This is a genomic window from Centipeda artemidis DSM 19719, assembly GCF_000426665.1.
Classification (GTDB): Bacteria; Bacillota; Negativicutes; order Selenomonadales; family Selenomonadaceae; genus Centipeda; species Centipeda artemidis.
This window is the reverse complement of sequence record NZ_AUFU01000008.1, coordinates 1-23,825: the sequence shown is the minus strand read 5'-3', so window position 1 is coordinate 23,825 and position 23,825 is coordinate 1. Positions and strand designations below refer to the sequence as shown.

Sequence of the window (23,825 nt, the reverse complement as noted above, 5' to 3'; positions counted from 1 at the left end):
CGGATTTCGATTTGATAGGCGCGCGCCAATTTGTTATAATATCTAGGATATTGCAATGAAAGACGGTGAAGCTATGAATGTGACGGAAAAGGATCTGGAGACGACCGCGCGTCTCTCGCGTCTCGCCATTCCTGCGGACGAAAGGGCGGATGCGCTCGCGCGTCTCGGGGACTTCCTGACCTATGTGGATAATCTTTCCGGTGTCGATACGGAGGGCGTCCGGCCGACGACGTACGCGCTGCCGATCGAGAATGTGTTTCGTGCCGACGAGGTACGTCCGTCTCTCCCGAACGAAGCCGCGCTCTCCAATGCGCCGCTCCGGGAGGACGGGTACTTCAAGGTGCCGAAGGTACTGGAAGGATAGGAGGGACTCTTTTGCATCTCTATGAAAAACCGGCGCATGTCCTGCACGATATGCTCTCGCGCCGCGAGATCAGCGCGCGCGAACTCACGGAGGACGTCTTTGCACGTATGGATGCCGCAGAGCCGCAGGTGGGCGCGTATCTCCTCGAGATACGCGAAGCGGCGCGCACGCAGGCGGACGCCGTTGATGCGAAAATTGCGGCGAAGGAAGAGATTCCGTTCCTCGCGGGGATTCCCGGCGCGGTGAAAGATAATATCTGCACGAAGGGCGTGCGGACGACCGCCGCCTCGAAGATTCTCGAAAACTTTGTTCCGCCCTACGATGCGACGGTTGTGACAAAACTGCACGATGCCGCGGCTGTTGTCCTCGGCAAGGCAAATATGGACGAGTTTGCGATGGGCGGATCGACGGAGAACTCCGCGTACCGACCGACGCACAATCCGTGGGATACGGAACGCGTGCCCGGTGGCTCGTCCGGCGGCAGTGCTGCGGCGGTTGCGGCGGGAACGGCGATTTGGGCGCTCGGCTCCGATACGGGCGGCTCCATCCGTCAGCCCGCCTCGTTCTGCGGCATCGTCGGACTCAAGCCAACCTACGGGCGCGTCTCCCGCTACGGGCTTATCGCATACGCATCTTCTCTCGATCAGATCGGTCCCGTGACTCGCGACGTCACGGATGCCGCACATCTGCTGAACATCATCGCGGGACACGACGTGATGGATTCGACGGCAAGCAAAAGCCTCGTGCCCGACTATACGAAAGCATTGACGCAGGATGTCAAGGGACTGAAGATCGGACTGCCAAAGGAATATTTCATCCCCGGCATGGACGCAGAGGTTGAGACTGCCGTCCGCAAGGCGATTCACGATTTCGAATCCATGGGCGCCGAGGTGCGGGAAATCTCCCTGCCGCATACGGACTACGCGGTGTCGACCTACTATCTCATCGCGCCCGCGGAGGCGGCGACCAATCTCGAACGCTATGACGGCGTGAGCTACGGCGCGCGCGTGGACGGGGAAGACCTCGTCGATATGATGACGCGCACGCGCACGGAGAAATTCGGCGATGAGGTGCGCCGCCGCATCCTCATCGGCAACTATGCGCTCTCGGCGGGCTACTACGACGCCTATTATCTGAAGGCGCTCAAGGTGCGGACACTGATTCGCGAGGACTTTACACGCGCCTTTGAGGACGTCGACGTGATTATGACGCCGACGGCGCCGACGACCGCGTATCGCATCGGAGAGATAGAAAACCCGCTGCAAATGTATTTGCAGGACATCTCTACCGTACCGGTCAACCTTGCGGGACTGCCGGGCATTTCTGTGCCGTGCGGATTCAGTGCGGCGGGACTTCCGATCGGACTGCAAATCATAGGGAAACCTCTTGCGGAAGAGACGATTTTGCGTGCGGCATTTGCCTATGAACAGGCGCACGACTATCATACGAAACTAGCGCCGATTGGAGGGAACGCATGAAATTCGAAACTGTCATCGGTCTTGAGATTCACTGCGAGCTCAAGACCAACACGAAGATTTTCTGCGGCTGCGCCACAACCTTCGGCGCCGCGCAGAACACGCATGTCTGTCCCGTCTGTCTCGGTCTGCCGGGCGTCCTGCCGGTCGTCAACCGCCGCGTCGTAGAGTTCGCGATCAAGGCGGGGCTTGCGACGAACTGCACGATCAACGAGTACAGCAAATTTGACCGAAAGAATTATTACTATCCCGATTTGCCGAAGAATTTTCAGACCTCCCAATACGATCTGCCCATCGCCGAGCACGGCTGGGTTGACATCGATACGGCGGCGGGGAAGAAACGGATTCGCCTGACGCGCATCCACATGGAGGAGGACGCGGGGAAACTCGTGCACTCCGGCACGACGATCAAGGACTCCGCAACGTCGAACGTGGACTACAACCGCACGGGCGTGCCGCTGCTCGAGATCGTCTCGGAACCGGATATGTCCTCGGCGGAGGAAGCGCGCGCCTACATGGAGAAGATCAAGGCGATCATGGAGTACATCGACGTCTCCAACTGCCGCATGGAGGAGGGCAATCTCCGCGCGGACATCAACGTGTCGCTGCGTCCGGTCGGCTCCGATGTGCTCGGCACGCGCACGGAGATGAAGAACATCAACTCCTTTAAGGCGCTCGAAGACGCCATCAACTACGAAGTAGAACGGCAGACCGAGGTGCTTGAGGACGGCGGACACATCGTTCAGGAGACGCGCACATGGGATCCCGAACGCGGCATCACGCTCTCTATGCGCAGCAAGGAAGAGGCGCACGACTACCGCTATATGCCGGAACCCGATCTGCCGCCGATCGTCACGAGCGCCGCTGAGATCGAGGCGATCCGCGCCGCGCTGCCGGAACTGCCCGATGCACGCCGCGCTCGTCTGATGGACGAGGCGGGGCTTTCCGCCTACGACGCGGGCGTCATCACGAGCTCGCGCGCCATGGCGGAGTATTACGATGCCATTACGGCAACGGGGGCGGATGCGAAGCTCGCGGCGAACTGGCTGATGGGTGATCTCTCGAAAAACCTCAACGCCGAGGGGCTGACGATCGAGCAGTCTCCCGTCGATGCCAAACGCCTTGGCGAGATGATATTACTCATATCGAAGGGAACGATTTCCTCGAAGATCGGCAAAACCGTGTTCAAGGAAATGTGGACATCGCCCGACGCACCGGAGAAAATCGTCAAGGATAAGGGGCTCGTCCAGATCACCGATACCAAGGAGATCGAGGAGATCGTCGAGAACGTCATCGCCGCGAATACAAAGGCGGTCGAGGACTACAAGGGCGGCAACAAGAAGGCCATCGGCGCGCTGGTCGGGCAGGTCATGAAACAGTCCAAGGGCAAGGCAAACCCGCAGATGGTGAACGAACTGCTCGCCAAAAAACTGGACGCCTGATTTTTCGAAAACAAATATCTCGTTGTGAGCGGACATAAAAATCAGCCCTCCCCGTATGGAAAGGGCTGATTGCACTTGCGGAAGGAGGGGCACGGTCATGCACTGTCAAGCCGCCGTATTTGATTTGGACGGAACACTGGTCGACTCGCTGGCGGATCTCGCGGACGCCGCGAACGCCATGCTCGCATCCTATGGATTTCGAACGCATGACGTGGGCGCATATCGCTATTTCGTCGGTGATGGCTCTCGCAAACTGATTGAGCGCATATTGCCCGAGGAGCGGAGCCGGGATGCGGCGTTCGTGGATGAAGCAATGGCGCGCTACAAAGACTGCTACGCGGAGCGTCTGCTGCACCGGACGCAGCTCTATGACGGCATCCCGGAGATGCTGGAGGAACTTCGGCGCAGGAATATCCCCATGGCAATCTGCACGAATAAGCATCAGAGCGCGGCGGATGCCATCGTAGAAGCCCTATTTCCTAAAAATATATTCCAAGAAGTCATCGGCGACCGGCGCGGTCTGCCGCGCAAGCCCGATCCGCAGAAGGTCTTGCACATCGCCCGTCGAATGGGCGTATCGCCTGCATCCACAGCGTATTTTGGCGACACTGCCGTCGACATGGATACCGCGCACAACGCGGGGGCGCTCGCGGTCGGCGTTCTATGGGGCTTTCGCCCGCAGCAGGAACTCACGGCGCACGGCGCGCAGATTCTTTTATCGCATCCGCGCGAACTCTTTCAAAAACTGACGTTTTGCGCGCAGGATATAGTATGATACAGAGAGAGGCAGAATGAAGACGGCAATACCCGTACAGCAGGGAAAGAATTACGACATCCGGATAGAACGTCTCGGCACCTCGGGTGAAGGCGTCGGCAGGTACGATAACTTCACCGTATTCGTGCCGAACGCACTGCCGGGCGAGCAGGTTTCCGCGCGTATCGAAGAAGTAAAAAAGACCTACGCGCGCGCGCGTATCATGGATATTCGCGCCGCGAGCGTCGACCGCGTACGCCCGTGTTGCGAGATCTACAGAGACTGCGGCGGCTGTCAGTTCCAGCACCTTTCCTACGAAGCACAGCTTACGGCAAAGCGTCTCCAAGTCGTGGACGCTATGACGCATATCGGAAAACTGCCGCATGTCCCGGTCAAAGAAACATTGGGCGCAGCATCGCCGTGGAACTATCGCAACAAAATGCAGTTCCCCGTCGGCATTCATCAGGGGCAAATTGTCGTCGGATGCTTCGCGCAGGGAAGTCATCGGATCATCGACAGCGAGGACTGCCATATCCAGCGGGCGGGGAATAACGCGCTCGCAAACGCCGTGCGTGACATCGTAACGAAACTCCGGATTCCCATTTACAACGAGGACACACACCGCGGCATTTTGCGTCACATCGTCGGGCGTGTCGGGCAGGGGGATGAACTCATGGCGGTCATTGTGACCGTAGCGAAGGAGCTGCCGCGCAAAAAAGAATTGATCCGCATGATGCGTGAACGTCTGCCGCAGCTTGTCAGTATACAGCAGAACATTCAGACCTACCGCAATAACGTCGTCATGGGGCGGGAAACCATACTGCTATGGGGGAAGCCGACCATCAAAGACACACTTGGAAAGCTTAGCTTTCACATCTCGCCGCGCTCCTTCTTCCAAGTCAATACCGCACAGGCGGCAGTCCTCTATGAGCAGGCGCTGCAATACGCCGACCTCCACGGCACGGAGACCGTCATCGACGCCTACTGCGGCACGGGGACGATCACACTCTTCCTCGCACAGAGGGCGCGGAACGTCTACGGCATCGAGATCGTCCGTCCCGCCATCCTCGACGCACGGAAAAATGCGTGCGACAACGGCATCAAAAACGCCGAGTTTATCGTCGGTGACGCGACCGCCGTCATGCCGTCGCTCTATCGGCAGGGCGTACGCCCCGATGTCGTTGTCGTCGATCCCCCGCGCGCGGGCTGTACGCCGACCGTCCTGAAAACCTTCGCTAATATGAAGCCCCGCCGCATCGTCTACGTCTCCTGCAACCCCGCAACCCTCGCACGCGACCTCGCTATCATGAAAGACCTCGGCTACGAAGCGCAGGAGATTCAGCCTGTTGATTTATTTCCGCAGACATCGCATGTCGAGTGCGTGGCATGGATGACGCAGACGGGGCGGTGAAGTCATACAAAGTCTTGCCATATATAAATCCATGTATTTGGAATCAATACACTGATGCTCTTATTTTTAATATTAAAGAGAGGATATTTTTCTGTTATAATGAATGTATTAGTTTTGTTCATATTCAAGAATGTTGATAAGAAAATCAAAAATAATAGGAGAAAGGAAATAAGCAGTGGAATCTCAAAAAGTTAAGCCAATATTTTCTGTTGGAGATGTTGTAACAAATGAAGAATTATATCGTACATTTCGTTGTGGAAATATGGGAGGAATGCGTCGGTCTAAAGCAACAGGTACACTTGTTATCATATCAGATCATACGAAAATGTACGCTGATAAATGGTATGGAAATGAGCTCCATTATACGGGTATGGGGAAAAATGGTGATCAGACAATAGATGGAAATCAAAATAAGACTTTACTTGAATCAGATCATAATGGTGTTGAGATCCATCTATTTGAAGTTTTTGAGCCTACAAAGTATACCTATCAAGGGATAGTAAAGCTTTCGAATAAGCCATATCAAGAAATTCAAAATGGAGAAGATGAACATCCACGTAAGGTATGGATGTTTCCATTAAAAAAAGTGGATAGTGATCATTAAAAAGTATATGAGGCATAATAGAATATTTTTATTAATAATAACAAAAGTCAAATTATCTAGCATGAATTTTATCAGGAGGAAGGATGGGAAAAACTGATAAAAATTATTCAATACAGTTTTTAATTTTATTTTAAAATAATACCTTAGTTCAGAAATTCAGATATTTTTACAGAATTAAGGATTGTATCGCTATATTTAATTCTGTAAAATATAAGAAGTCGGAAACTTCATAAAAGACGATGGATTCTTTTATGGCGATATTTGTCGTGATTCACGGAAAATTCTTGACGATGTACGGGACAACTTGATAGAAGGTGGGATACAGAGTGAGTGTAGCGATACAGATCAAAGATGTGGTGAAGCGTTACGGAGATGTTACGATTATTCCGGGGCTCTCGCAGGAGATAAAAAACGGTGAGTTTTTCACACTTTTGGGACCGTCGGGCTGCGGCAAGACGACGCTCCTGCGGATGATCGCGGGGTTCAACTCCATCGAGGGCGGCGTGATCCAATTCAATGGGGAGACGATCAACGATTTGCCCGCGCATAAACGCAACATCGGCATGGTATTCCAGAGTTATGCGATCTTTCCGCATCTCACGGTGCGTGAGAATGTGGAATACGGTCTGAAACTCCGCAAGACGGCGAAAGATGAGATGAAACGTCTCGTCGACGACATCCTTGACGCGGTGAAGATCACAGAGTATCAGGATCGCCTGCCCGAGCGGCTTTCCGGTGGTCAGCAGCAGCGCGTTGCGCTTGCGCGCGCCATCGTCATTCATCCGAGCGTGCTGCTCATGGACGAACCGCTCTCGAACCTCGACGCGAAGCTGCGTGTGGAGATGCGCTCCGCGATTCGCGAGGTACAGCAGAAAGTCGGCATCACAACGATCTATGTGACACATGATCAGGAGGAAGCGCTCTCGATCTCGGATCGCATCGCGGTCATGGACAAGGGCGTCATCCAGCAGACAGCGGATCCGGAGACGCTCTACGCGCGCCCATATAATGCCTTTGTCTCAACGTTCATTGGACATTCGAACCTGTTCCGTGCGCGCATCGAGGGCGGCAGGAACATCGTCCTCTCGGACGGCTACACGTTCCAAGTAGACGGCATCGAAGGCGCATCGGACGGGCAGGAGGTCGTTCTCTCCGTGCGTCCGGAGGAGTTCTCCCTGCAGGAGGACGGCATGGAATGCCGCATCACGGGCAAGGTGTTCCTTGGCAAATATGTCAATTACTGGCTGGAGTTCCCCGAGGACATGATCTGCATGGGACAGCCGTCAATCGAGTTCTCGCAGGATGTAGGACATGCGGAGCGCATCCTCGAGGTCGGAGAGACGATTCGTCTGCGCCCGAACGCAGCCAAGGTAAATGTGTTCACAGCGGACGGCAGCCGCAACCTCCTGAAGGATGTGGTTCGCTATGAATAAGCAGAAAATAAGGCTCGATTTTTGGACGGGCGTCACCGTCCTCTCCATCGCTATATTTTCGCTCTTTCTCATCTATCCGCTCTTCTCGCTCTTCGTTTCCGCGTTCCAGAATGCAGAGACAGGAGCATTTTCGCTGGAACATTTTGTACATTTCTTTCAACGCAAATATTATTACCAGTCGATGATCAACAGCTTTTCCGTGACGCTCTGCGTAACGGTACTCGCCATCCTCATCGGCACAACGCTCGCGTACTTCATGACGAAATACAAAATCAAGGGAAAAAACGTTGTGGAGATCTGCATCATCATCTCGCTCCTCTCGCCGCCATTCATCGGTGCGTACTCGTGGATCCTCATCGGCGGGCGCAGCGGGATGCTGACACAGTGGCTTTACAATACGTTTGGCTATGAGTTCCCATCTATCTACGGATTTGCAGGTATCCTGCTCGTCCTTACGCTGAAGCTCTATCCGTTCATCTATCTCTATGCGGCGGGCGCGATGAAAAATATCGACTCCGCGCTCATAGAGGCGGCAGAGAGTCTTGGGTGCAGCGGCGTTCGGAAAGTATTCACCGTTATTGTGCCGCTCATCACACCGACGATTCTCGCGGGTGCACTCATGGTATTCATGAACGCCATGGCGGATTTCGGCACGCCGATGCTCATCGGCGAAGGATTCAACGTCATGCCCGTCATGATATACTCGGAGTTCATCAATGAGGTCGGTGATCAAGCAAACTTCGCGGCGGCAATGGCGGCGATCATGGTCATCATCACATCGACCATATTCCTCCTGCAAAAATTTGTCGTCAATCGCAAGTCTTTCACAATGAGCTCTCTGCGTCCCATGCAGTCCGAACCCATGACCGGCGCGGGCAACATCGTGATGCACGCGATCATCTACCTCTTGGTTGCGCTGTCGATGATACCGCAGCTTGTCGTTGTCTATACGTCGTTCCTCAATACGAGAGGTGCGGTCTTTGTCGAAGGGTATTCGCTGGACAGCTATCGAACCATCTTCGAAACGCTCGGCACGGCGATTACGAATACCTATCTTTACAGTACCTCGGCGATTCTACTGATCGTATTCCTCGGCGCGACCGTTGCGTATCTGACCACACGACGCCGCAGTGCGCTGACCGAGTTCATCGATGTGCTGACCATGTTCCCATACATCATCCCCGGCTCGGTACTCGGTATCACGCTCCTTCTCGCATTCAACGACGATCCGATCCTGCTCTCGGGCACGGCGTTCATCATCATCATCTCCCTCGTCATTCGGCGTCTGCCGTACACACTGCGCTCCAGCTCGGCAATCCTCTATCAGATCAGTCCGAGCATCGAAGAGGCATCCATCAGCCTTGGCGCATCACCGCTCAAGACCTTCTTTAAGGTCACCGCGGTCATGATGCTTCCCGGAGTGATGAGCGGCGCGATCCTCTCATGGATTACTGCAATCAACGAGCTGAGTTCCTCGGTCATCCTCTTTACTGGCGCGACTAAAACCATGTCCGTCGCCATCTACACTGAGGTCATCCGCGCCAGCTACGGCACGGCGGCAGCGCTCTCTACAATCCTCACAATAACGACGATTGCGGCGATGGTGATTTTCTTCCGCGTCTCCGGCAGCAAGGATGTTACCCTCTAGAGATTTGATACATTCGCGTTTCTTTGGAACAAATTGTTCCGAAAAATATAAAGGAGGTATTTCCATGAAGTTCAAGAAACTGTTCACCGGATTGGTGGCAGGCGTGTTCCTCGGCGGCGTACTCGCAGGTTGCAGCGGGGGCGCGCAGAAAGAGGAGAAGGCGGCGGCTGACAGCGATAAAACGCTCGTCGTCTACTGCCCGCATCCGCTCGCGTTTATCAACCCGCTTGTGCAGGAGTTCGAGAAACAGAGCGGCATCCACGTTGAAGTCATCGCAGCAGGAACCGGCGAGCTGCTCAAGCGCGTTGAGTCGGAGAAAGCGAATCCACTCGGGGACATCTTCTGGGGCGGTTCACTCAACACGATGAAGCCGAAGGCGGGACTATTCGAGAACTACACGTCCGCGAACGAAGACCATGTGCAGCAGGCGTTCAAGAACGTCGAGGGCTCAATGACGCGCTTCACCGACATACCGAGCGTCATCATGGTCAACACGAACCTCATCGGCGACATCAAGGTCAACGGCTATGAGGATCTCCTCAATCCTGCGCTCAAGGGCAAGATCGCGATGAGCGATCCCTCCAAGTCCTCCTCGTCCTACGAGCACCTCGTCAACATGCTCTATGCGATGGGCAAAGGCGATCCTGACAAGGGCTGGGATTATGTCGAGAAGTTCTGCCGCAATCTTGACGGCAAGCTCCTCTCCGGCTCCTCCGCCGTCTATAAAGGCGTTGCGGACGGCGAGTATGCGGTCGGCTGCACGTTTGAAGAGGGCGGCGCAAAATACGTTGCCGACGGTGCACCCGTAAAGCTCGTCTACATGGAGGAAGGCGTTATCTCCAAGCCGGATGGCATCTACATCATCAAAAATGCAAAGCATATGGAGAATGCAAAGAAGTTCATCGACTTCATCACGAGCAAAGAAGCGCAGAGCATCATTGCCTCACAGCTCCATCGCCGTTCTGTTCGCGACGATGTGGATCCGCCCGTTGGTCTCATCCCGAAGGAACAGATCAACATCATCAACGACGATGAAGCAACGGTCGAAAAAAATAAGAAGGCTTGGCTCGACAAGTTCAAGGATATCTTTACGAGCGTTCAGTAAAAGCTTTTCAGAGGATGACTGAAGTATTTACTCGGGTCGTCTTCTTTAATAAAAAGGCTGCCGCATTACTCATGAATGCAGCAGCCTTTTTTGATGATTTTGATGAAGTCCTTCTATCCGACCGGAGGAAAGGAACAGAGATATTTATTTTTTGTCGAGTAGCGCTTGAATCTCGGCGGCTTTGCCGTCCGATCCGAGAACTTCCTTAATCTTGTGCTCGACAAGTTCTTTGATGTAGCTGCGACCGTCCGTAAGGTATTGACGCGGGTCGAAGTGAGACGGCTCTTTCTTGAAATGTTCGCGAATGCCCGCCGTCATGGCAAGACGCAGATCTGAGTCAATGTTGATCTTGCAGACGGAGGATTTTGCTGCGCGGCGGAGCTGATCCTCGGGGATTCCTACCGCATCCGGCATATGCCCGCCGTTCTCGTTGATGATTTTCACATATTTTGGAATGACGGAGGAAGCACCGTGGAGCACGATGGGGAAGCCTGGGATGCGTTTTTCGATTTCTTCCAAGATGTCAAAGCGCAGCGGCGGCGGGACGAGCACGCCGTCGGCGTTGCGCGTGCACTGATCCGGCGTGAATTTGAATGCGCCGTGCGATGTGCCGATCGCTATGGCGAGAGAGTCGACGCCGGTCTTTTCTACGAAATCCTGTACTTCTTCCGGTTTTGTATAGGACGCATCTTCTGCGGAGACATTTACATCGTCCTCGATGCCTGCAAGCTGACCGAGCTCCGCTTCAACGACAACGCCGTGCGCATGAGCATACTCGGCAACGCGCTTTGCAAGCGCAACATTTTCATCATAGGGGAGATGGGAGCCGTCAATCATCACGGAGGTAAAACCGCCGTCGATGCAGGACTTGCAGATGTCAAAGTCCGCGCCGTGATCGAGGTGGAGTGCGATGGGGATGTCGTTGATCTCGAGAGCGGCGCGCACAAGATGAACAAGATACTCATGACGTGCGTACTTGCGTGCCCCTGCGGAGACCTGCAAAATCAGAGGGGAACCGAGTTCGCCCGCGGCGTCCGTAATGCCCTGAACGATCTCCATGTTGTTGACGTTGAAAGCGCCGATGGCATAGCCGCCGTCATAGGCGTTCTTAAACATTTCTTTTGTTCCAACGAGTGGCATGTAATTACCCCCTAAAAAGTTAAAACACAGAATCGACACTTGCATTATAGCATAGTTTATCATTCCGAGATACTGCTTTTTGTAATTTCCCTCACGTTCTGCTATAATGGGGGCACTTATTTGTAGAGGAGGGGCGCAGCGTGCAGTTAAAACGCTTGGAAGCGTACGGATTCAAGTCCTTTGCCGACCGCATCGTCGTGGAATTTGACCGCGGCATTACGGCGGTTGTAGGGCCAAACGGCAGCGGCAAAAGCAATATTACGGATGCCGTTCGTTGGGTTCTTGGCGAACAGAATATCCGAATGCTGCGCGGGCTTCGCTCCGAAGATATTATCTTTGCAGGTTCCACCGCGCGGCGTGCACTCAGTGTCGCGGAAGTCGTGCTCGTCTTTGACAATCGGGATAAGACACTCCCCATTGATTATGAGGAAGTTGTCGTCAAACGCCGTCTTTATCGCAGCGGGGAAAGCGAGGTATATCTCAACGACGCGCGCTGCCGTATCAAGGATATTTACCGTCTCTTTGCCGATACCGGTATCGGACATGACGGCATGAGCATCATCGGGCAGAACCGTCTGAACGATATTCTCGACAGCCGCCCAGAGGAACGCCGCGTCTTTTTCGAAGAAACGGCAGGCATTACGAAGTATCGCACGAGGAAACAGGAGGCGCTGCGCAAGCTGCGCGAAAACGACGCCGATCTCATTCGCTTGAGCGACATCATGTATGCGCAACGCGCCGAGCTAGAGCCGCTGGCGGCACAAGCGGAAAAGACAAGCGCGTATCGTGAGCTCGAGGCGGAGCGGCGTCAATATCGCCTGACGTCGCTCGTGCAGACGCATGAACAGCTCGTCGGCGCGCAGGAAAATCTCATGCGCCTCCTGCATAATGACCGTGATGAAGAGGCGTCTCTTATTGGAGAACGCGCGCAGACGGAGGGGAAAAAACGCAATATAGAGCTTGAGATGGAGCAAATCGACAGCGATCTCGCAGAGATAGAAAAAAGTGATACAGAGCTGCAGAATGCGCTTGACGCGCTCAAGAAGGAATCCGCTATGCTCCTAGGGCGGCAGGATCAATGTGTGCGGCGCAAAGAGGATTTGGAGCGGCTGCGCGAGTCGAGCCGGGCAAAGATTGAAGCGACCGAGCAGGAAATTGTGCAAATTCAAAATATGCTCTCCGGTAAGATTGCCGCACGGGAGGAAAAGGAGAAGGCGCACACAGAGGCGCAGGAACAACTAAAGAACATCCGCACGCATCGTGCGCTGTATGAGGAACAATCGGCACGCGGCAGCCGATCGCTACGCGCCGTGGAGCGCGTCATGGTAAGGCTGCGCGAGTCGCTTGCCGTTGCCGCCGATCACTCTGAACGCGGAGATGAGGGGCGTTTGCGGCGCAGCGAAGAGCTGTCACAAAAGAAATGCCGGATTATAGAGGCGCAAAGCGAATTGAGCCGTATGGAAGCCGCACTGCAAGACCTCGAGCAACAGCGAGATAAATGCGCCGACGATCGCGTACGCCTTTCTCATGCAGTGGAAGAACACCGGGCGAAAGCGCAGGGCATCGAGGAAGAGATGCGCCGCACTGCAGAGGAAATTCAACGTGCGCAGCAACGCTATGACTTTGTTCGAAAACTACAGGAAAGCTATGAGGGATTTGGCAAAGACGTACAAATGGTGCTGCAGGCAAAGGAGGGCTGGCGCAGCGGTGTTTTTGGCACCGTTGCCGATCTGATCAGCATCCCGGAGCGTTATCTGACCGCGATTGAAATTGCACTTGGCGGCAGTGTGCGCAACATTATCACGGATGATGCGCAGACGGCGAAGGCGGCGATCGGCTGCCTCAAGCGGTGGAACGGGGGACGCGTGACCTTTCTTCCGCTTTCCTCCATCGTCGTTCAACGTCCGTATGACGTTGATCTCTGCCGCGTCCGGGGTGCCGTCGGTTGGGCGAATACGCTGGTCTCGGCGGAGGAGCGGTTTCAAAGAGCCGTGGATCATTTGCTCTCCCGGACGCTTGTGATGGAGACGCTGGACGATGCGCTTGCTGCGGCAAAGGAACACGGGTATCGAATCCGCATGGTGACACTGACGGGGGAGCTGCTGAACCCGGGCGGCGCGATCTCGGGCGGCGGGCAGCGACACCGTCAGTCCTTCTTACTGAACCGCCGCCATGAGGCGGAGACATTGGCAGAGACGCTGCGCACGCAAAAAAAACGGCATATTGCATTACAATCCGATTTGGAGGAACGAAACAGGCTTCTGCATGACGACTGCACACGCCGGGACGCCGCGTCCGCCGAAGAGGCAGAGCTTAACCGCGACCTCCTTGCGGCGCGCAGTCAACGCGATATATACCGCACGCGTCTCGCGGATCAAACGGCTGCGGTAGAGGATTTAGAACGCAAAGAACGTGTGGCGCAGGAAAGCAGTGCGAGAGCCGCGCGCAAAAAAGAGCTACTCGAGCGTCATCTCGCGCAGTGCGGCGATCATGCACGGCGTTTTTCCAAAGAGACGGAAGAGATTGCGCAGAAAATGACGGCGCTCTCATCCGAGGAGCAATCCTGCGCGCAGGGGCTCCATGCGCTCGAGGTAGAATCTGCCGCACTGGACGCGGAGATTCGGACGGGAACCGACCATGTGAAAACGCGTACTCTCGAATGCCGTGAGGCGACCGAGATGTTGGACGGTTTTACGGAGCAAATTGCGAAGCTCAGCGAAGAATTATCCGCCGGAGAACAACGGAACGCTGCATTGGAATCCGCCATCTCGGAAGAAGAGGGGAAGCTGCGCGCCCATAGAGACAATGCGCAGATCCTCAAGGATCGGCGTCTGCGATACGAGGCAGATATGCGTCTGCTGGACGACGCGATTAAGCGTACGACCGCCTGCACGGAGCAGGTGCGCGCGAAGCTCCATGAGAACGACAAGCAGCTCGATCGCATCAATGTGCGTCTTGCCGATTGCAGCGAAAATTTGATTTCAGAATTTGGCATGACGGCGGAAACTGCAGCGCAGCAAATTTCTCCCATTGACGAATCCGTACTGAACGAACGTCTCAATGAGCTGACGAACGCCATCAACGCACTCGGCGCGGTCAACCCCAACGCCGTCGAGGAATACGCGGAAAAGAAAGCGCGCTATGAAGAGGAAGAAGCACAGATTCACGACCTTCAAAAGGCGAAGGAAGATATAGAGCGCATCATCCAAAAGATAGACACGGATATGACGCAGACATTTCGGGAGGCGTTTCAGCAAATTCAGGGATATTTCAACGAGATATTTATGAGGCTCTTTGGCGGCGGCGTTGCGGAATTGCGGCTCACGGATCAAAGCGATATACTCTCGAGTGGTGTGGAGATTCTCGTCACACTACCGCATAAAAAACGGCAGAATCTCTCGGCTCTCTCCGGGGGCGAACGTGCTCTCACCGTGATTGCGCTCCTCTTCTCCTTCCTGAAGTACCGCCCGTCACCGTTCTCTATTTTGGATGAAATTGATGCGCCGCTTGATGAGGCGAATGTTTCTCGATTCGGAGATTTCTTACAAGAATTTGCACACAATACACAGTTCATCATCGTGACACATCGGAAAGGCACAATGCGGGCGGCGGACAGTATGTACGGCGTCACGGTCGAGGATGCGGGCGTGTCGAAGGTTCTCTCGATCCGGCTGAAGGATTACGAAGAGAGTGCGACCGCTTAGGTTTTTAGAAATAAAGGAGCAGGCATGGGATTTTTTGATCGACTCAAAAAAGGGCTCAGCAAGACCCGAGAAAATCTCACCCACAATATAGAACGGCTCATCATCGGTTATGCGGACATTGACGACGATCTCATTGACGAGCTCGAGGAGACGCTGCTCATGGCGGATGTCGGCGTAAAGACGACGGAAACGCTGATTGCCGCCGTGCGAAAGGGGATTAAACAGAAAGAGATTCGGAGTCCCGAAGACCTGATTCCGTTCCTGGAGAAAGAGATTGTACGCATCCTGGAAGAAGGCGACGATACGTTCCGGATGGCGGCGCAGGGACCGACAGTGCTACTTGTAGTCGGAACCAACGGCGTCGGCAAGACAACGACCATCGGCAAATTGAGTGCATATTATAGACGGCAGGGGAAGGCTGTTCTTTTGGCTGCTGCGGACACCTTCCGTGCGGCGGCGATCGACCAGTTGGAGATTTGGGGGAACCGCACGAACGCGCAGGTGGTCAAACATGCGGAGGGCTCCGACCCCGCTGCGGTCGTATTCGACGCGATGCAGGCGGCAAAGGCGCGCGGCGTCGACATCGTGATCGTAGACACGGCGGGACGTTTGCAAACAAAATCCAACCTTATGCAGGAGCTCGAGAAAATATACCGTGTCATCGGGCGCGAGATTCCGGGCGCGCCGCATGAGACGCTGCTCGTACTCGATGCGGGGACGGGGCAGAACGCCATCAGTCAGGCGGAGCTGTTTACCAAGGCGGCGCCGGTCTCAGGCGTTGTGCTGACGAAATTGGACGGCACGGCAAAGGGCGGCGTAACCATCGGTATCAAATCACAGCTTTCCATTCCAATAAAGTGGATCGGCGTCGGAGAAGGAGTTGACGATCTGCGTCCGTTCCGCGCGGAGGACTTCGTGAGCGCGCTGTTCCTGAAAAAGGAAGATGAGGACGTATCATCGTAACGCAGATGAAAGGGAACATGATTATGTACGAAGATCTTGTTGAAACGAAACTCGCCTGTGAAAAAATCTTTGACGGCACACTGCTGCATGTCCGGCGCGATACCGTACGGCTCCCGAACGGCAAAGACGCCGTACGGGAGTGGATCATACATCCGGGGGCTGCTGCCGTACTGCCGATCTTGCCGAACGGCGACGTTATTTTGGTGCGGCAGTACCGCTACCCGATCAGTGCGATGACGCTCGAGGTGCCGGCAGGAAAGCTCGACGCCGACGGTGAGGATCCGCTGCACTGCGCGCGCCGGGAGCTCTCGGAAGAGACCGGATACACGGCAAAGACCTACGAGAAATTGACGACGATTGCGACCACGGTCGGATTCTCCAACGAGTATATTCATCTCTATGCCGCACGAGGTCTGTCCTCCGGCGTGCAGCACACGGATGCGGACGAATTTGTCAACGTCGTGCAAATGCCGTTTTCGCGTGCGCTCGAACTGATAAAAAAGGGGGAGATTATCGACTCCAAGACCATCATCTCCTTAATGATGGCGGCAGAGCGATTCGGGACTGATTGATAGGAGATATTTATGTTCGGATTTAATTTTACCGAAATGCTGCTCGGCATTCCGGGACTTATCATAGCCATGACGTTCCATGAGTACGCGCACGCGCGTGCCGCCGTATCCCTAGGTGATTTCACACCGCGGTTAATGGGGCGCTTGACCATTGACCCGAGGGCGCATATCGATCCGATTGGACTGATCATGCTCTTTCTCGTACGGTTCGGATGGGCAAAGCCCGTGATGATCAATCCGGTCAATTTTCGCAATCCAAAGCGGGACGATATTATCGTATCGCTCGCGGGACCTGCGATGAATCTTCTGCTGGGATTTATCGCTTTTTATATGTTGTATTTTATTCGCTATCACAACATAGACGTCTCGGCGATTACCTTCAGCATCATACAGATGATCTTCATCTATAACGTCAACTTCGCCGTGTTTAATATCCTGCCGATCCCGCCGCTCGACGGATCACACATTCTGCGGAACCTCTTGCCGGCGGATCTCGCCTATCGCTATCAGGCGCTGGAGCGGTACAGTATCCTCATTATGATTGTATTTATTGCGACGCCTGTGCTCGGCGTCGTTCTCATGCCGATGTTCCAATTCGTGTATGCCATTTATAAAGCGCTTGCGGGCATACTTGTATTTTAGTGTGGATTATGGCGTCAAATTATCTTGTAAAATTGGAGACGTTCGAAGGTCCTATGGATCTTTTGATGCATTTGATTGAAAAGAATAAGATCGATCTCTACGATATTCCGATTGCCGAGCTGACAAAACAGTACCTTGCATATATTGATGCGGCATATGAATTCGACATTGAATTTGCCAGTGAGTTCTTGGTGATGGCGGCAACGTTGCTGCGGATTAAGTCGCGCATGATGCTTCCCAAAACCGATGCGGAGACGTCGCCGGACGAGGACCCTCGCATGGAGCTCGTGCTTCGCCTGCTCGAGTACAGACGATTCAAGGAGATTACGCCGACGCTGTATGCGATGGTGGAAGGGCAAAACGGCTATGTAGAACGTCCGCCGACATCTCTTCCCGCGCAGCGGTCAGCACCCGAAAATCTATCGGCAGATGTGCTGATGAAGATTTTTTGCACGCTGCGGCGTATGCATCGAGAAATTACGATACCGACCGTCGTGATCGCCGCGGAAGAATATCGTGTCCGGGATAAGATGACGGATATACTGGAACTTCTTACAGAGCACCGCGGAAGAATCGCCTTGCGGAACGCCTTTCCTACGGGCACACGCGAAGAGCTCTTGGCGGCTTTTTTAGCACTCTTGGAACTGACGAAAATGCAGACCGTCATTGTGTACCAAGACCGGCTATATGACGACATACAGATTGTGATGAAGGAGGCGGCAGTTGGAGTCTCTTAGCCAAAAAGCGATATTGGAGGCGATTCTCTTTGCCTCAGGGACGCCGCTCTCCGTGCAGAAACTTGCCGAAATCATCGAAACGCCTGAGTGGAGCGTACAAGAACTGCTGACTGCATTGGAGAGTAGCCTGCGTGAACGCGGCAGCGGTATTTCCTTGCGCAGATCCGCCGGGGGATATCAGCTCGTCACGCATCCGGCGGCATTTTCCGCAGTGCAAAAACTATCGGACGTTGTGCGGCCAACGCTGTCCACTGCCGCGATGGAAACGCTCTCTATCATCGCCTACAAACAGCCCATTACGAAACAGGAAGTGGAGTATATCCGAGGTGTGCGGGCAGAGCGCTCTATTGCGCGCCTCTTAGAGCTGGAGCTGATCTGTGAAACGGGGCGAAAGCAGGTCGTCGGACGCCCAATCCTCTACGGAACGACGGAGCTATTTTTGCGCGCCTTTGGTTTGGAGCGGTTAGAGGATTTGCCTGCGCTTCCGACGGCGGATGAGTTGAAGGATACACTTGATAACGATCAGCTCCGACTGTTTGAAGAATTGCAGACGACATCCGCCTTCATTGACGAGAGCGATGCCATTGAGGAATGATGTTGTTCGGTCAAATAGATGCGGACGACGTATTTTTGGAGTGTGACACACTTGGTAGAATTGCTTGCTCCGGCAGGAAGCAAGGAGTCTTTTTTTGCTGCTGTGGAAAACGGCGCAAATGCGGTTTATCTCGCGGGGAAGATGTTTGGCGCGCGTGCTTATGCATCTAATTTCGATAACGATACGCTCGCGGAACTGATCCGATATGCTCATCTCAGGAATGTCAGTGTACATGTCGCCGTCAATACGATCATCGATAACGACGAGTTGCCAAAACTCAGGAGTTATTTGCAGTTCCTCTATGAGGCAGGTGCGGATGCCGTTCTCTTGCAGGATCTTGGCGCGGCAAAACTCGCGCGGGCTACCGTTCCGAATCTTCCCCTGCACGCGAGCACACAGATGACTGTGCATCATATTTCCGGTGTGCAGGCGTTAGAGGAGCTGGGATTTTCTCGCGTTGTACTCTCGCGTGAACTTTCTCTCAAAGAAATTCGTTCTATTTGCGCGCACAGCCGCATAGAAATCGAATGTTTTGTACACGGCGCGCTCTGCGTATGTTATTCCGGGCAGTGCCTGATGAGCAGTATGATCGGCGGGCGCAGCGGGAATCGCGGCAGGTGCGCGCAGCCCTGCCGGCTTCCATATACGCTCGTGGATCGCCGGGGACATGATGTCCTCGGCGATACGGCGGGAGATTTTTTGCTGTCTCCGCGTGACCTCAATACGATCGACTTGATCCCGCAGTTGATGGACGCCGGTGTTGATTCTCTCAAAATAGAAGGGCGCATGAAGCGTCCCGAATACGTCGCGACGATTGTGCGCGCTTACCGTAAAGCAATCGACAGCCATATTGATATGGAAAAGCCGCCCGTTGACGAGGGGGATCGCGACCGATTGGCGCAGGTGTTCAATCGTGATTTTACGACGGCGTATTTGGAGAAACGTCCCGGAAAGTATATGATGAGTGATCGGCGTCCCAACAATCGCGGGCTGCGTATCGGTCGAGTCACTGCGTATGCAAGTAAAACGGGAATGCTAACGGTCAAATTAACAAGACCTCTGTCCGTCGGTGACCAAGTCGATGTGTGGGGGACGAACGGCGAACATATCGGCGCGGATATTTCCTCGCTCTATACGAGTCGAGGGAAGAGCATCGACCATGCCCAAGCAGGAGCAACCGTATCCTTTGAAATCAAGGGAAAGGTTCACATGAGCGACGCCGTGTTCAAGGTCTATGACAAGGCTCTAATGGATGAAGCCCGCCGTTCTTATGAGGAGGATGCGCGTAAAAAAATCCCCGTCTGCGCGCACGTTGAGGCACGGATAGGGAAGCCGCTGCGCCTTGCGTTTACGGACGATAGAGGTAATACCGTTCGGGCAGAGACCGAGTATATCGCAGAGCCGGCAAAGAATCGACCGCTCACGGAGGAAACTGTAGAAAAGCAGATCAATCGGCTCGGAGCAACGGCTTTCACGATAGCGCACTTGGTATACGATATAGAGGACGGGCTGATGATGCCCGTCAGCGAACTGAACAACGTGCGCAGAGAAGCGATCGCCGCGTTAGCGCAGCAGCGCATCGTATCTTTCGAGCGGGCAAGGCGCGGCTCACTGCCAAAAAAAGATTGGCACATGCCGACCGGTAGCCCCGCTCCTGCGCCGAAGCCTGCGCCGCTCATGGCGGCGGTGGATGACATAGAGACGTTAAAGGCGGCTATAGACGCAGGGGCAGACGGTATTCTCTACGGCGGAGAAAACTATGACGGTATTCACCTGCGTGCCGAGGATTATCGAGCGGCGTGGAACTGTGCAAAAGAGCGCGGCGTTCGCATCGACTTCAATACGCCGCGCATTGTCCGTGCGGCGGAAGAGGCGGAGATCGTGCGTCTCCTGACATCGTTCCGTACAGAGCCGCCCGACGCGCTTCACGTGCATCATATTGGCATGGCGTATTTGGCGCGATCATATCTTTCAGTTCCTCTTCATGCAGATTACTCTATGATCTCCTATAATACGATGACCATGGAGTTTCTGCATTCCTATGGATTTTCCGAGGCGACACTCTCACCGGAGCTGAATGCAAAGCAGATTTCGCGTATGGCAGGGCGCAGTGTACTTCCGCTGACCGTATTGGCGCACGGCAGACTGCCGCTCATGATCTCGGAGTATTGTGCTGTCGGCAGCTTTCTCGGGGGCTTAAACGGCGGTACATGTTCACATCCCTGCCGAAGGGAAAAGTATTTCCTGCGTGATCGCAAAGGTATTGATTTCCCGATAGAGACTGATCAATTCTGCCGTATGCATATATGCAACGCTAAGACGCTGTCACTGCTTCCGTATGCCGCGCGTTTGATGCACAGCGGCATTTCGTGCATTCGAATCGAGGGGCGCGGTATGACAATAGATGAGCTTCGCAAGACGGTTGCCGCTTACAAAAATGCCCTGCGCATGTCGCTCCCGCTCAGCGCGGAAGCGGAGCGTATGCTGCGTATACAGGAGGGCGGCAATATCACACGCGGGCATTATTCCCGCGGTATTTTGTAATTTTTGAGGTAGGATCATGGACTCTGAGGCGTTCAAGGTTTTAGAATACGAAAAAATTAAAGATCGACTGGCATCGTTCGCGTCCTCTATGCGGGGGAAAGAACTGTGCCGCACGATGACTCCCGCACCCGATTTCGATACGGTTCTGCGACTGCACGCGGAGACTGCGGAGGCTGTGAGTGTCCTGCAAATGCAGTCGCCGCCCTTTGGCGGCATCTACGACCTGCGCCGCACACTGCAAAAAGCCACGCTTGGCTCTATCCTCGAAGTTGAAGAGCTGCGCGAGATCATGAGCACGATGCAGGGCATGAGAAACGTCAAGTATTTCTTCCGCGATGCGGAACTGTCACTTCCTCTTTTGAAAGAGAAAAGCGTACGGATCGAAATCCTAGGGATGCTCGAAAAACACTTGCAGAATACCATTGACGAGCACGGAAATTTCCGTGACGACGCGAGTCCGGAACTTCGGCGTGTGACGCGAGAGATGCTTTCCGCACAAAACCGTGTGAAAGAACGGCTCTCCGCGATTCTGCACGACGCGGCATATCAAAAATGCTTTCAAGATGCAATTGTCACCGTTCGTGCCGAACGCTACGTTATCCCTGTCAAGCAGGAGTACCGTGCGCAATTTCCCGGCGTCATTCACGATCGATCCGCAAGCGGCGCAACGCTCTTTGTCGAGCCGCTGGCGACCGTAGAACTCAATAACACCGTGCGTCAAATGGAACTCGCGAGAGAGCAGGAAATACGGCGTATTTTGCAGCAGCTATCGCAGGAAATTGCACGCGCCGCAGATATTTTATCCGAAAACTGCACGATATTGGCAGACATTGATCTCATTTTTGCGCGCGCCGGACTATCCCGCGATATGGAAGCCTATGCGCCGACGTTCAATCGTGCCGGATACGTTCGACTGCAAAGGGCGCGGCATCCACTGCTCCCGAAAGACCGCGTCGTCCCCATCGATATTGAACTGGGACGAGATTTTTCCGTGCTGTTGATTACGGGACCCAATACCGGCGGGAAAACCGTCAGCATGAAAACGCTCGGTATTTTGGCGCTCATGGCGCAGTCCGGCTGCTTTCTCCCAACCGCGTCGGGGGCGGAACTCCCCGTGTACGGAAGCATCTATGCGGATATCGGAGACGAGCAGAGCATAGAGCAAAGTCTCTCTACGTTTTCGGCACACACGAAAAATATCGTGCGGATTCTGCAAAAGGCGGAGAGCGCCGATCTCGTCCTATTAGACGAAGTGGGCGCGGGGACGGATCCCGGCGAAGGCGCAGCGTTAGCGCGCAGTATCATCGAGCATCTTTTACAGCGCCGCATCAGTGTGATTGCAACGACGCATTACGCCGCGCTCAAGACATATGCTTACGGCAGACAGGGCGTTATGAATGCCAGCGTCGAATTTGATACGGGGACACTGCGTCCCACCTATCGTCTCTTGATCGGCACGCCGGGCGCGAGCAACGCGTTTTCGATCAGCCGTCGGCTCGGACTTGCCGACGCTATCGTAGCGCGTGCACAGCGGTATATCGACGAAGATCACGTGCGGTTCGAGACGGTCGTCAACGAGCTTGAGCAGGAAAAGCGCGTGTACGAGACCCGTCAAACCGAACTGCGTACACGCGCACAGAAAATATCCGCCATGGAGGAGCAGCTGCGCACGGAACGCGACAAGTTTATCCGGGCGCATAGAGAGCTCCTACACAAGGCGCGCGAAGAGGCGAACAGCATTGTACGCGAGGCGAGGCGGAGCGCGGAAGAGACAATCAAAAAGCTCAAGCAGCAGTTTGATGATCACGGCGTGAAAGAGCGCCGCAAGGCGATCCAAGAAGCGCGCGAGCGTCTGACCGAAGCCTATATGCCGCAGCGACATCCCTCTGCCGCGAAAGTCGGGCAAAAGATCCACGCGGGCGAGATCGAGCCCGGAGATATTGTCCATATCACGCGGCTGGCACAGGAGGGCACCGTCCTCGCCATCCAGGGGAAGGAGCTCACCGTTCAAATCGGCGCACTGCGTACCGTCGTCAAAACGGATGAATGCACGTTCGTTTCACGAAAAAAGAAAAAACACCGCACCGAAAAAGTCGGCTTCACGGGAGGAATCTCTCAAAAAGCGGCGCGGGTACACTCGCAGATCGATGTGCGCGGCATGACCGTATCCGAAGCGGAACTCACCCTTGGCAAATTTATTGACGATGCGGTCTTTGCAGGACTTTCAAAAATCCTGATCATTCACGGCAAAGGGACGGGTGCCTTGCGCCTTGGCATACAGGATTATTTGAAGCGTCATCCATCCGTTTTATCCGTTGCTTTTGCTGATATTTCCGAAGGTGGAAGTGGTGCAAGCGTTGCGGAGCTGAAATGAGCAGTGGCATTGAGTATATGGTTTGTTGACATCTGTGCAGTGAAAGAATTCTTATTATGGAAATAGTATATGAAGTTGTAAAATATAATATTGATTCGTGGGATCCAATGAGATTTTTCCCATCAGCGCCTCCGGATGAGTATGACTGGGAAATTCAGGAAATATGCAATAAAATTATTCATTCTGACTTGTTGAGTGAGGATAAAGTAATTGAACTTAGTGTACTCAAACTTCGCACATCAAAAACGTTCCACAGACCTTGAAAACACTGACTTTATGCCAATGAAAATACTCCCTTTATGCACATTTTCGTAGTTT

General features: G+C 54.2%; 18 protein-coding genes. 17 read left to right on the top strand and 1 reads right to left on the bottom strand.

Annotation, left to right across the window (positions count from 1 at the left end; genetic code table 11):
• The first annotated feature begins 73 nt into the window (after positions 1-73).
• From gatC to K341_RS0105905, 9 genes are all read left to right on the top strand, one after another.
• On the top strand, positions 74-364 hold the full coding sequence (gene gatC / locus K341_RS0105940; protein WP_026762170.1) for an Asp-tRNA(Asn)/Glu-tRNA(Gln) amidotransferase subunit GatC: 291 nt from the start codon (positions 74-76) through the stop codon (positions 362-364).
• An 11-nt stretch (positions 365-375) separates the two neighbouring features.
• The gene (gene gatA, locus K341_RS0105935; RefSeq protein ID WP_026762169.1) at positions 376-1,842 is read left to right on the top strand and encodes an Asp-tRNA(Asn)/Glu-tRNA(Gln) amidotransferase subunit GatA; all 1,467 of its coding nucleotides are present in this window, start codon (positions 376-378) and stop codon (positions 1,840-1,842) included.
• Positions 1,839-3,281 carry an Asp-tRNA(Asn)/Glu-tRNA(Gln) amidotransferase subunit GatB gene (gatB, locus tag K341_RS0105930; protein WP_026762168.1) on the top strand — a complete coding sequence of 481 codons (1,443 nt, stop codon included), beginning with the start codon at positions 1,839-1,841 and terminating at the stop codon, positions 3,279-3,281. The genes gatA and gatB overlap by 4 nt, the downstream gene beginning before the upstream one ends.
• Before the next feature lie 97 nt (positions 3,282-3,378).
• Positions 3,379-4,056: an HAD family hydrolase gene (locus tag K341_RS0105925; RefSeq protein ID WP_026762167.1), complete on the top strand. Its 678-nt coding sequence runs from the start codon at positions 3,379-3,381 to the stop codon at positions 4,054-4,056.
• A gap of 16 nt (positions 4,057-4,072) precedes the next feature.
• Complete coding sequence (gene rlmD, locus K341_RS0105920; RefSeq protein ID WP_026762166.1) at positions 4,073-5,446, top strand: 23S rRNA (uracil(1939)-C(5))-methyltransferase RlmD; 1,374 nt, start codon at positions 4,073-4,075, stop codon at positions 5,444-5,446.
• A 175-nt stretch (positions 5,447-5,621) separates the two neighbouring features.
• Entirely contained in the window at positions 5,622-6,050 is a 429-nt protein-coding gene (locus tag K341_RS12290; RefSeq protein WP_211221208.1) for an SRA domain-containing endonuclease, read from the top strand.
• A 326-nt stretch (positions 6,051-6,376) separates the two neighbouring features.
• Positions 6,377-7,483, top strand: coding sequence for an ABC transporter ATP-binding protein (locus tag K341_RS0105915; protein ID WP_026762165.1), 1,107 nt, complete (start codon positions 6,377-6,379; stop codon positions 7,481-7,483).
• On the top strand, positions 7,476-9,131 hold the full coding sequence (locus K341_RS0105910) for an ABC transporter permease (RefSeq protein WP_009752941.1): 1,656 nt from the start codon (positions 7,476-7,478) through the stop codon (positions 9,129-9,131). Before K341_RS0105915 ends, K341_RS0105910 begins: the two co-directional genes overlap by 8 nt.
• Positions 9,132-9,195: 64 nt before the next feature.
• Positions 9,196-10,236, top strand: a complete 1,041-nt coding sequence (locus K341_RS0105905; RefSeq protein ID WP_026762164.1) for an ABC transporter substrate-binding protein — start codon at positions 9,196-9,198, stop codon at positions 10,234-10,236.
• 144 nt (positions 10,237-10,380) lie between these two features.
• Here the strand turns inward: K341_RS0105905 and fba are convergent, their stop codons facing one another.
• The gene (fba, locus tag K341_RS0105900; protein WP_026762163.1) at positions 10,381-11,376 is read right to left on the bottom strand and encodes a class II fructose-1,6-bisphosphate aldolase; all 996 of its coding nucleotides are present in this window, start codon (positions 11,374-11,376) and stop codon (positions 10,381-10,383) included.
• A 140-nt stretch (positions 11,377-11,516) separates the two neighbouring features.
• On the opposite strand from fba, the gene smc reads away from it, so the two are divergent.
• The 8 genes from smc to K341_RS0105860 are packed head-to-tail and all read left to right on the top strand — an operon-like array spanning position 11,517 to position 23,507.
• A complete protein-coding gene (gene smc, locus K341_RS0105895) occupies positions 11,517-15,080 on the top strand; it encodes a chromosome segregation protein SMC (RefSeq protein WP_026762162.1) in 3,564 nt (1,187 codons plus the stop codon).
• Between the two features lie 24 nt (positions 15,081-15,104).
• Positions 15,105-16,043: a signal recognition particle-docking protein FtsY gene (ftsY, locus tag K341_RS0105890; RefSeq protein WP_009348839.1), complete on the top strand. Its 939-nt coding sequence runs from the start codon at positions 15,105-15,107 to the stop codon at positions 16,041-16,043.
• 23 nt (positions 16,044-16,066) lie between these two features.
• Positions 16,067-16,615, top strand: a complete 549-nt coding sequence (locus K341_RS0105885; protein ID WP_026762161.1) for an NUDIX domain-containing protein — start codon at positions 16,067-16,069, stop codon at positions 16,613-16,615.
• Positions 16,616-16,627: 12 nt separating this feature from the next.
• Complete coding sequence (locus K341_RS0105880) at positions 16,628-17,257, top strand: site-2 protease family protein (RefSeq protein WP_026762160.1); 630 nt, start codon at positions 16,628-16,630, stop codon at positions 17,255-17,257.
• 8 nt (positions 17,258-17,265) lie between these two features.
• Positions 17,266-17,994 carry a segregation and condensation protein A gene (locus K341_RS0105875; RefSeq protein ID WP_026762159.1) on the top strand — a complete coding sequence of 243 codons (729 nt, stop codon included), beginning with the start codon at positions 17,266-17,268 and terminating at the stop codon, positions 17,992-17,994.
• Entirely contained in the window at positions 17,981-18,589 is a 609-nt protein-coding gene (scpB, locus tag K341_RS0105870) for an SMC-Scp complex subunit ScpB (protein WP_026762158.1), read from the top strand. The genes K341_RS0105875 and scpB overlap by 14 nt, the downstream gene beginning before the upstream one ends.
• Before the next feature lie 51 nt (positions 18,590-18,640).
• Positions 18,641-21,133, top strand: coding sequence for a U32 family peptidase (locus tag K341_RS0105865; protein WP_026762157.1), 2,493 nt, complete (start codon positions 18,641-18,643; stop codon positions 21,131-21,133).
• Between the two features lie 16 nt (positions 21,134-21,149).
• Positions 21,150-23,507: an endonuclease MutS2 gene (locus tag K341_RS0105860; protein ID WP_026762156.1), complete on the top strand. Its 2,358-nt coding sequence runs from the start codon at positions 21,150-21,152 to the stop codon at positions 23,505-23,507.
• Positions 23,508-23,825 lie beyond the last annotated feature (318 nt).

Excerpts from the sequence above, each read along its gene's own strand:
- K341_RS0105925 (WP_026762167.1), top strand. The coding sequence starts at position 3,379 with ATGCACTGTCAAGCCGCCGTATTTGATTTGGACGGAACACTGGTCGAC.
- K341_RS0105885 (WP_026762161.1), top strand. The coding sequence starts at position 16,067 with ATGTACGAAGATCTTGTTGAAACGAAACTCGCCTGTGAAAAAATCTTT.
- ftsY (WP_009348839.1), top strand. The coding sequence starts at position 15,105 with ATGGGATTTTTTGATCGACTCAAAAAAGGGCTCAGCAAGACCCGAGAA.
- K341_RS0105910 (WP_009752941.1), top strand. The coding sequence starts at position 7,476 with ATGAATAAGCAGAAAATAAGGCTCGATTTTTGGACGGGCGTCACCGTC.
- gatB (WP_026762168.1), top strand. The coding sequence starts at position 1,839 with ATGAAATTCGAAACTGTCATCGGTCTTGAGATTCACTGCGAGCTCAAG.
- rlmD (WP_026762166.1), top strand. The coding sequence starts at position 4,073 with ATGAAGACGGCAATACCCGTACAGCAGGGAAAGAATTACGACATCCGG.
- K341_RS0105905 (WP_026762164.1), top strand. The coding sequence starts at position 9,196 with ATGAAGTTCAAGAAACTGTTCACCGGATTGGTGGCAGGCGTGTTCCTC.
- K341_RS0105860 (WP_026762156.1), top strand. The coding sequence starts at position 21,150 with ATGGACTCTGAGGCGTTCAAGGTTTTAGAATACGAAAAAATTAAAGAT.
- K341_RS0105875 (WP_026762159.1), top strand. The coding sequence starts at position 17,266 with ATGGCGTCAAATTATCTTGTAAAATTGGAGACGTTCGAAGGTCCTATG.
- fba (WP_026762163.1), bottom strand. The coding sequence starts at position 11,376 with ATGCCACTCGTTGGAACAAAAGAAATGTTTAAGAACGCCTATGACGGC.
- K341_RS0105880 (WP_026762160.1), top strand. The coding sequence starts at position 16,628 with ATGTTCGGATTTAATTTTACCGAAATGCTGCTCGGCATTCCGGGACTT.
- gatC (WP_026762170.1), top strand. The coding sequence starts at position 74 with ATGAATGTGACGGAAAAGGATCTGGAGACGACCGCGCGTCTCTCGCGT.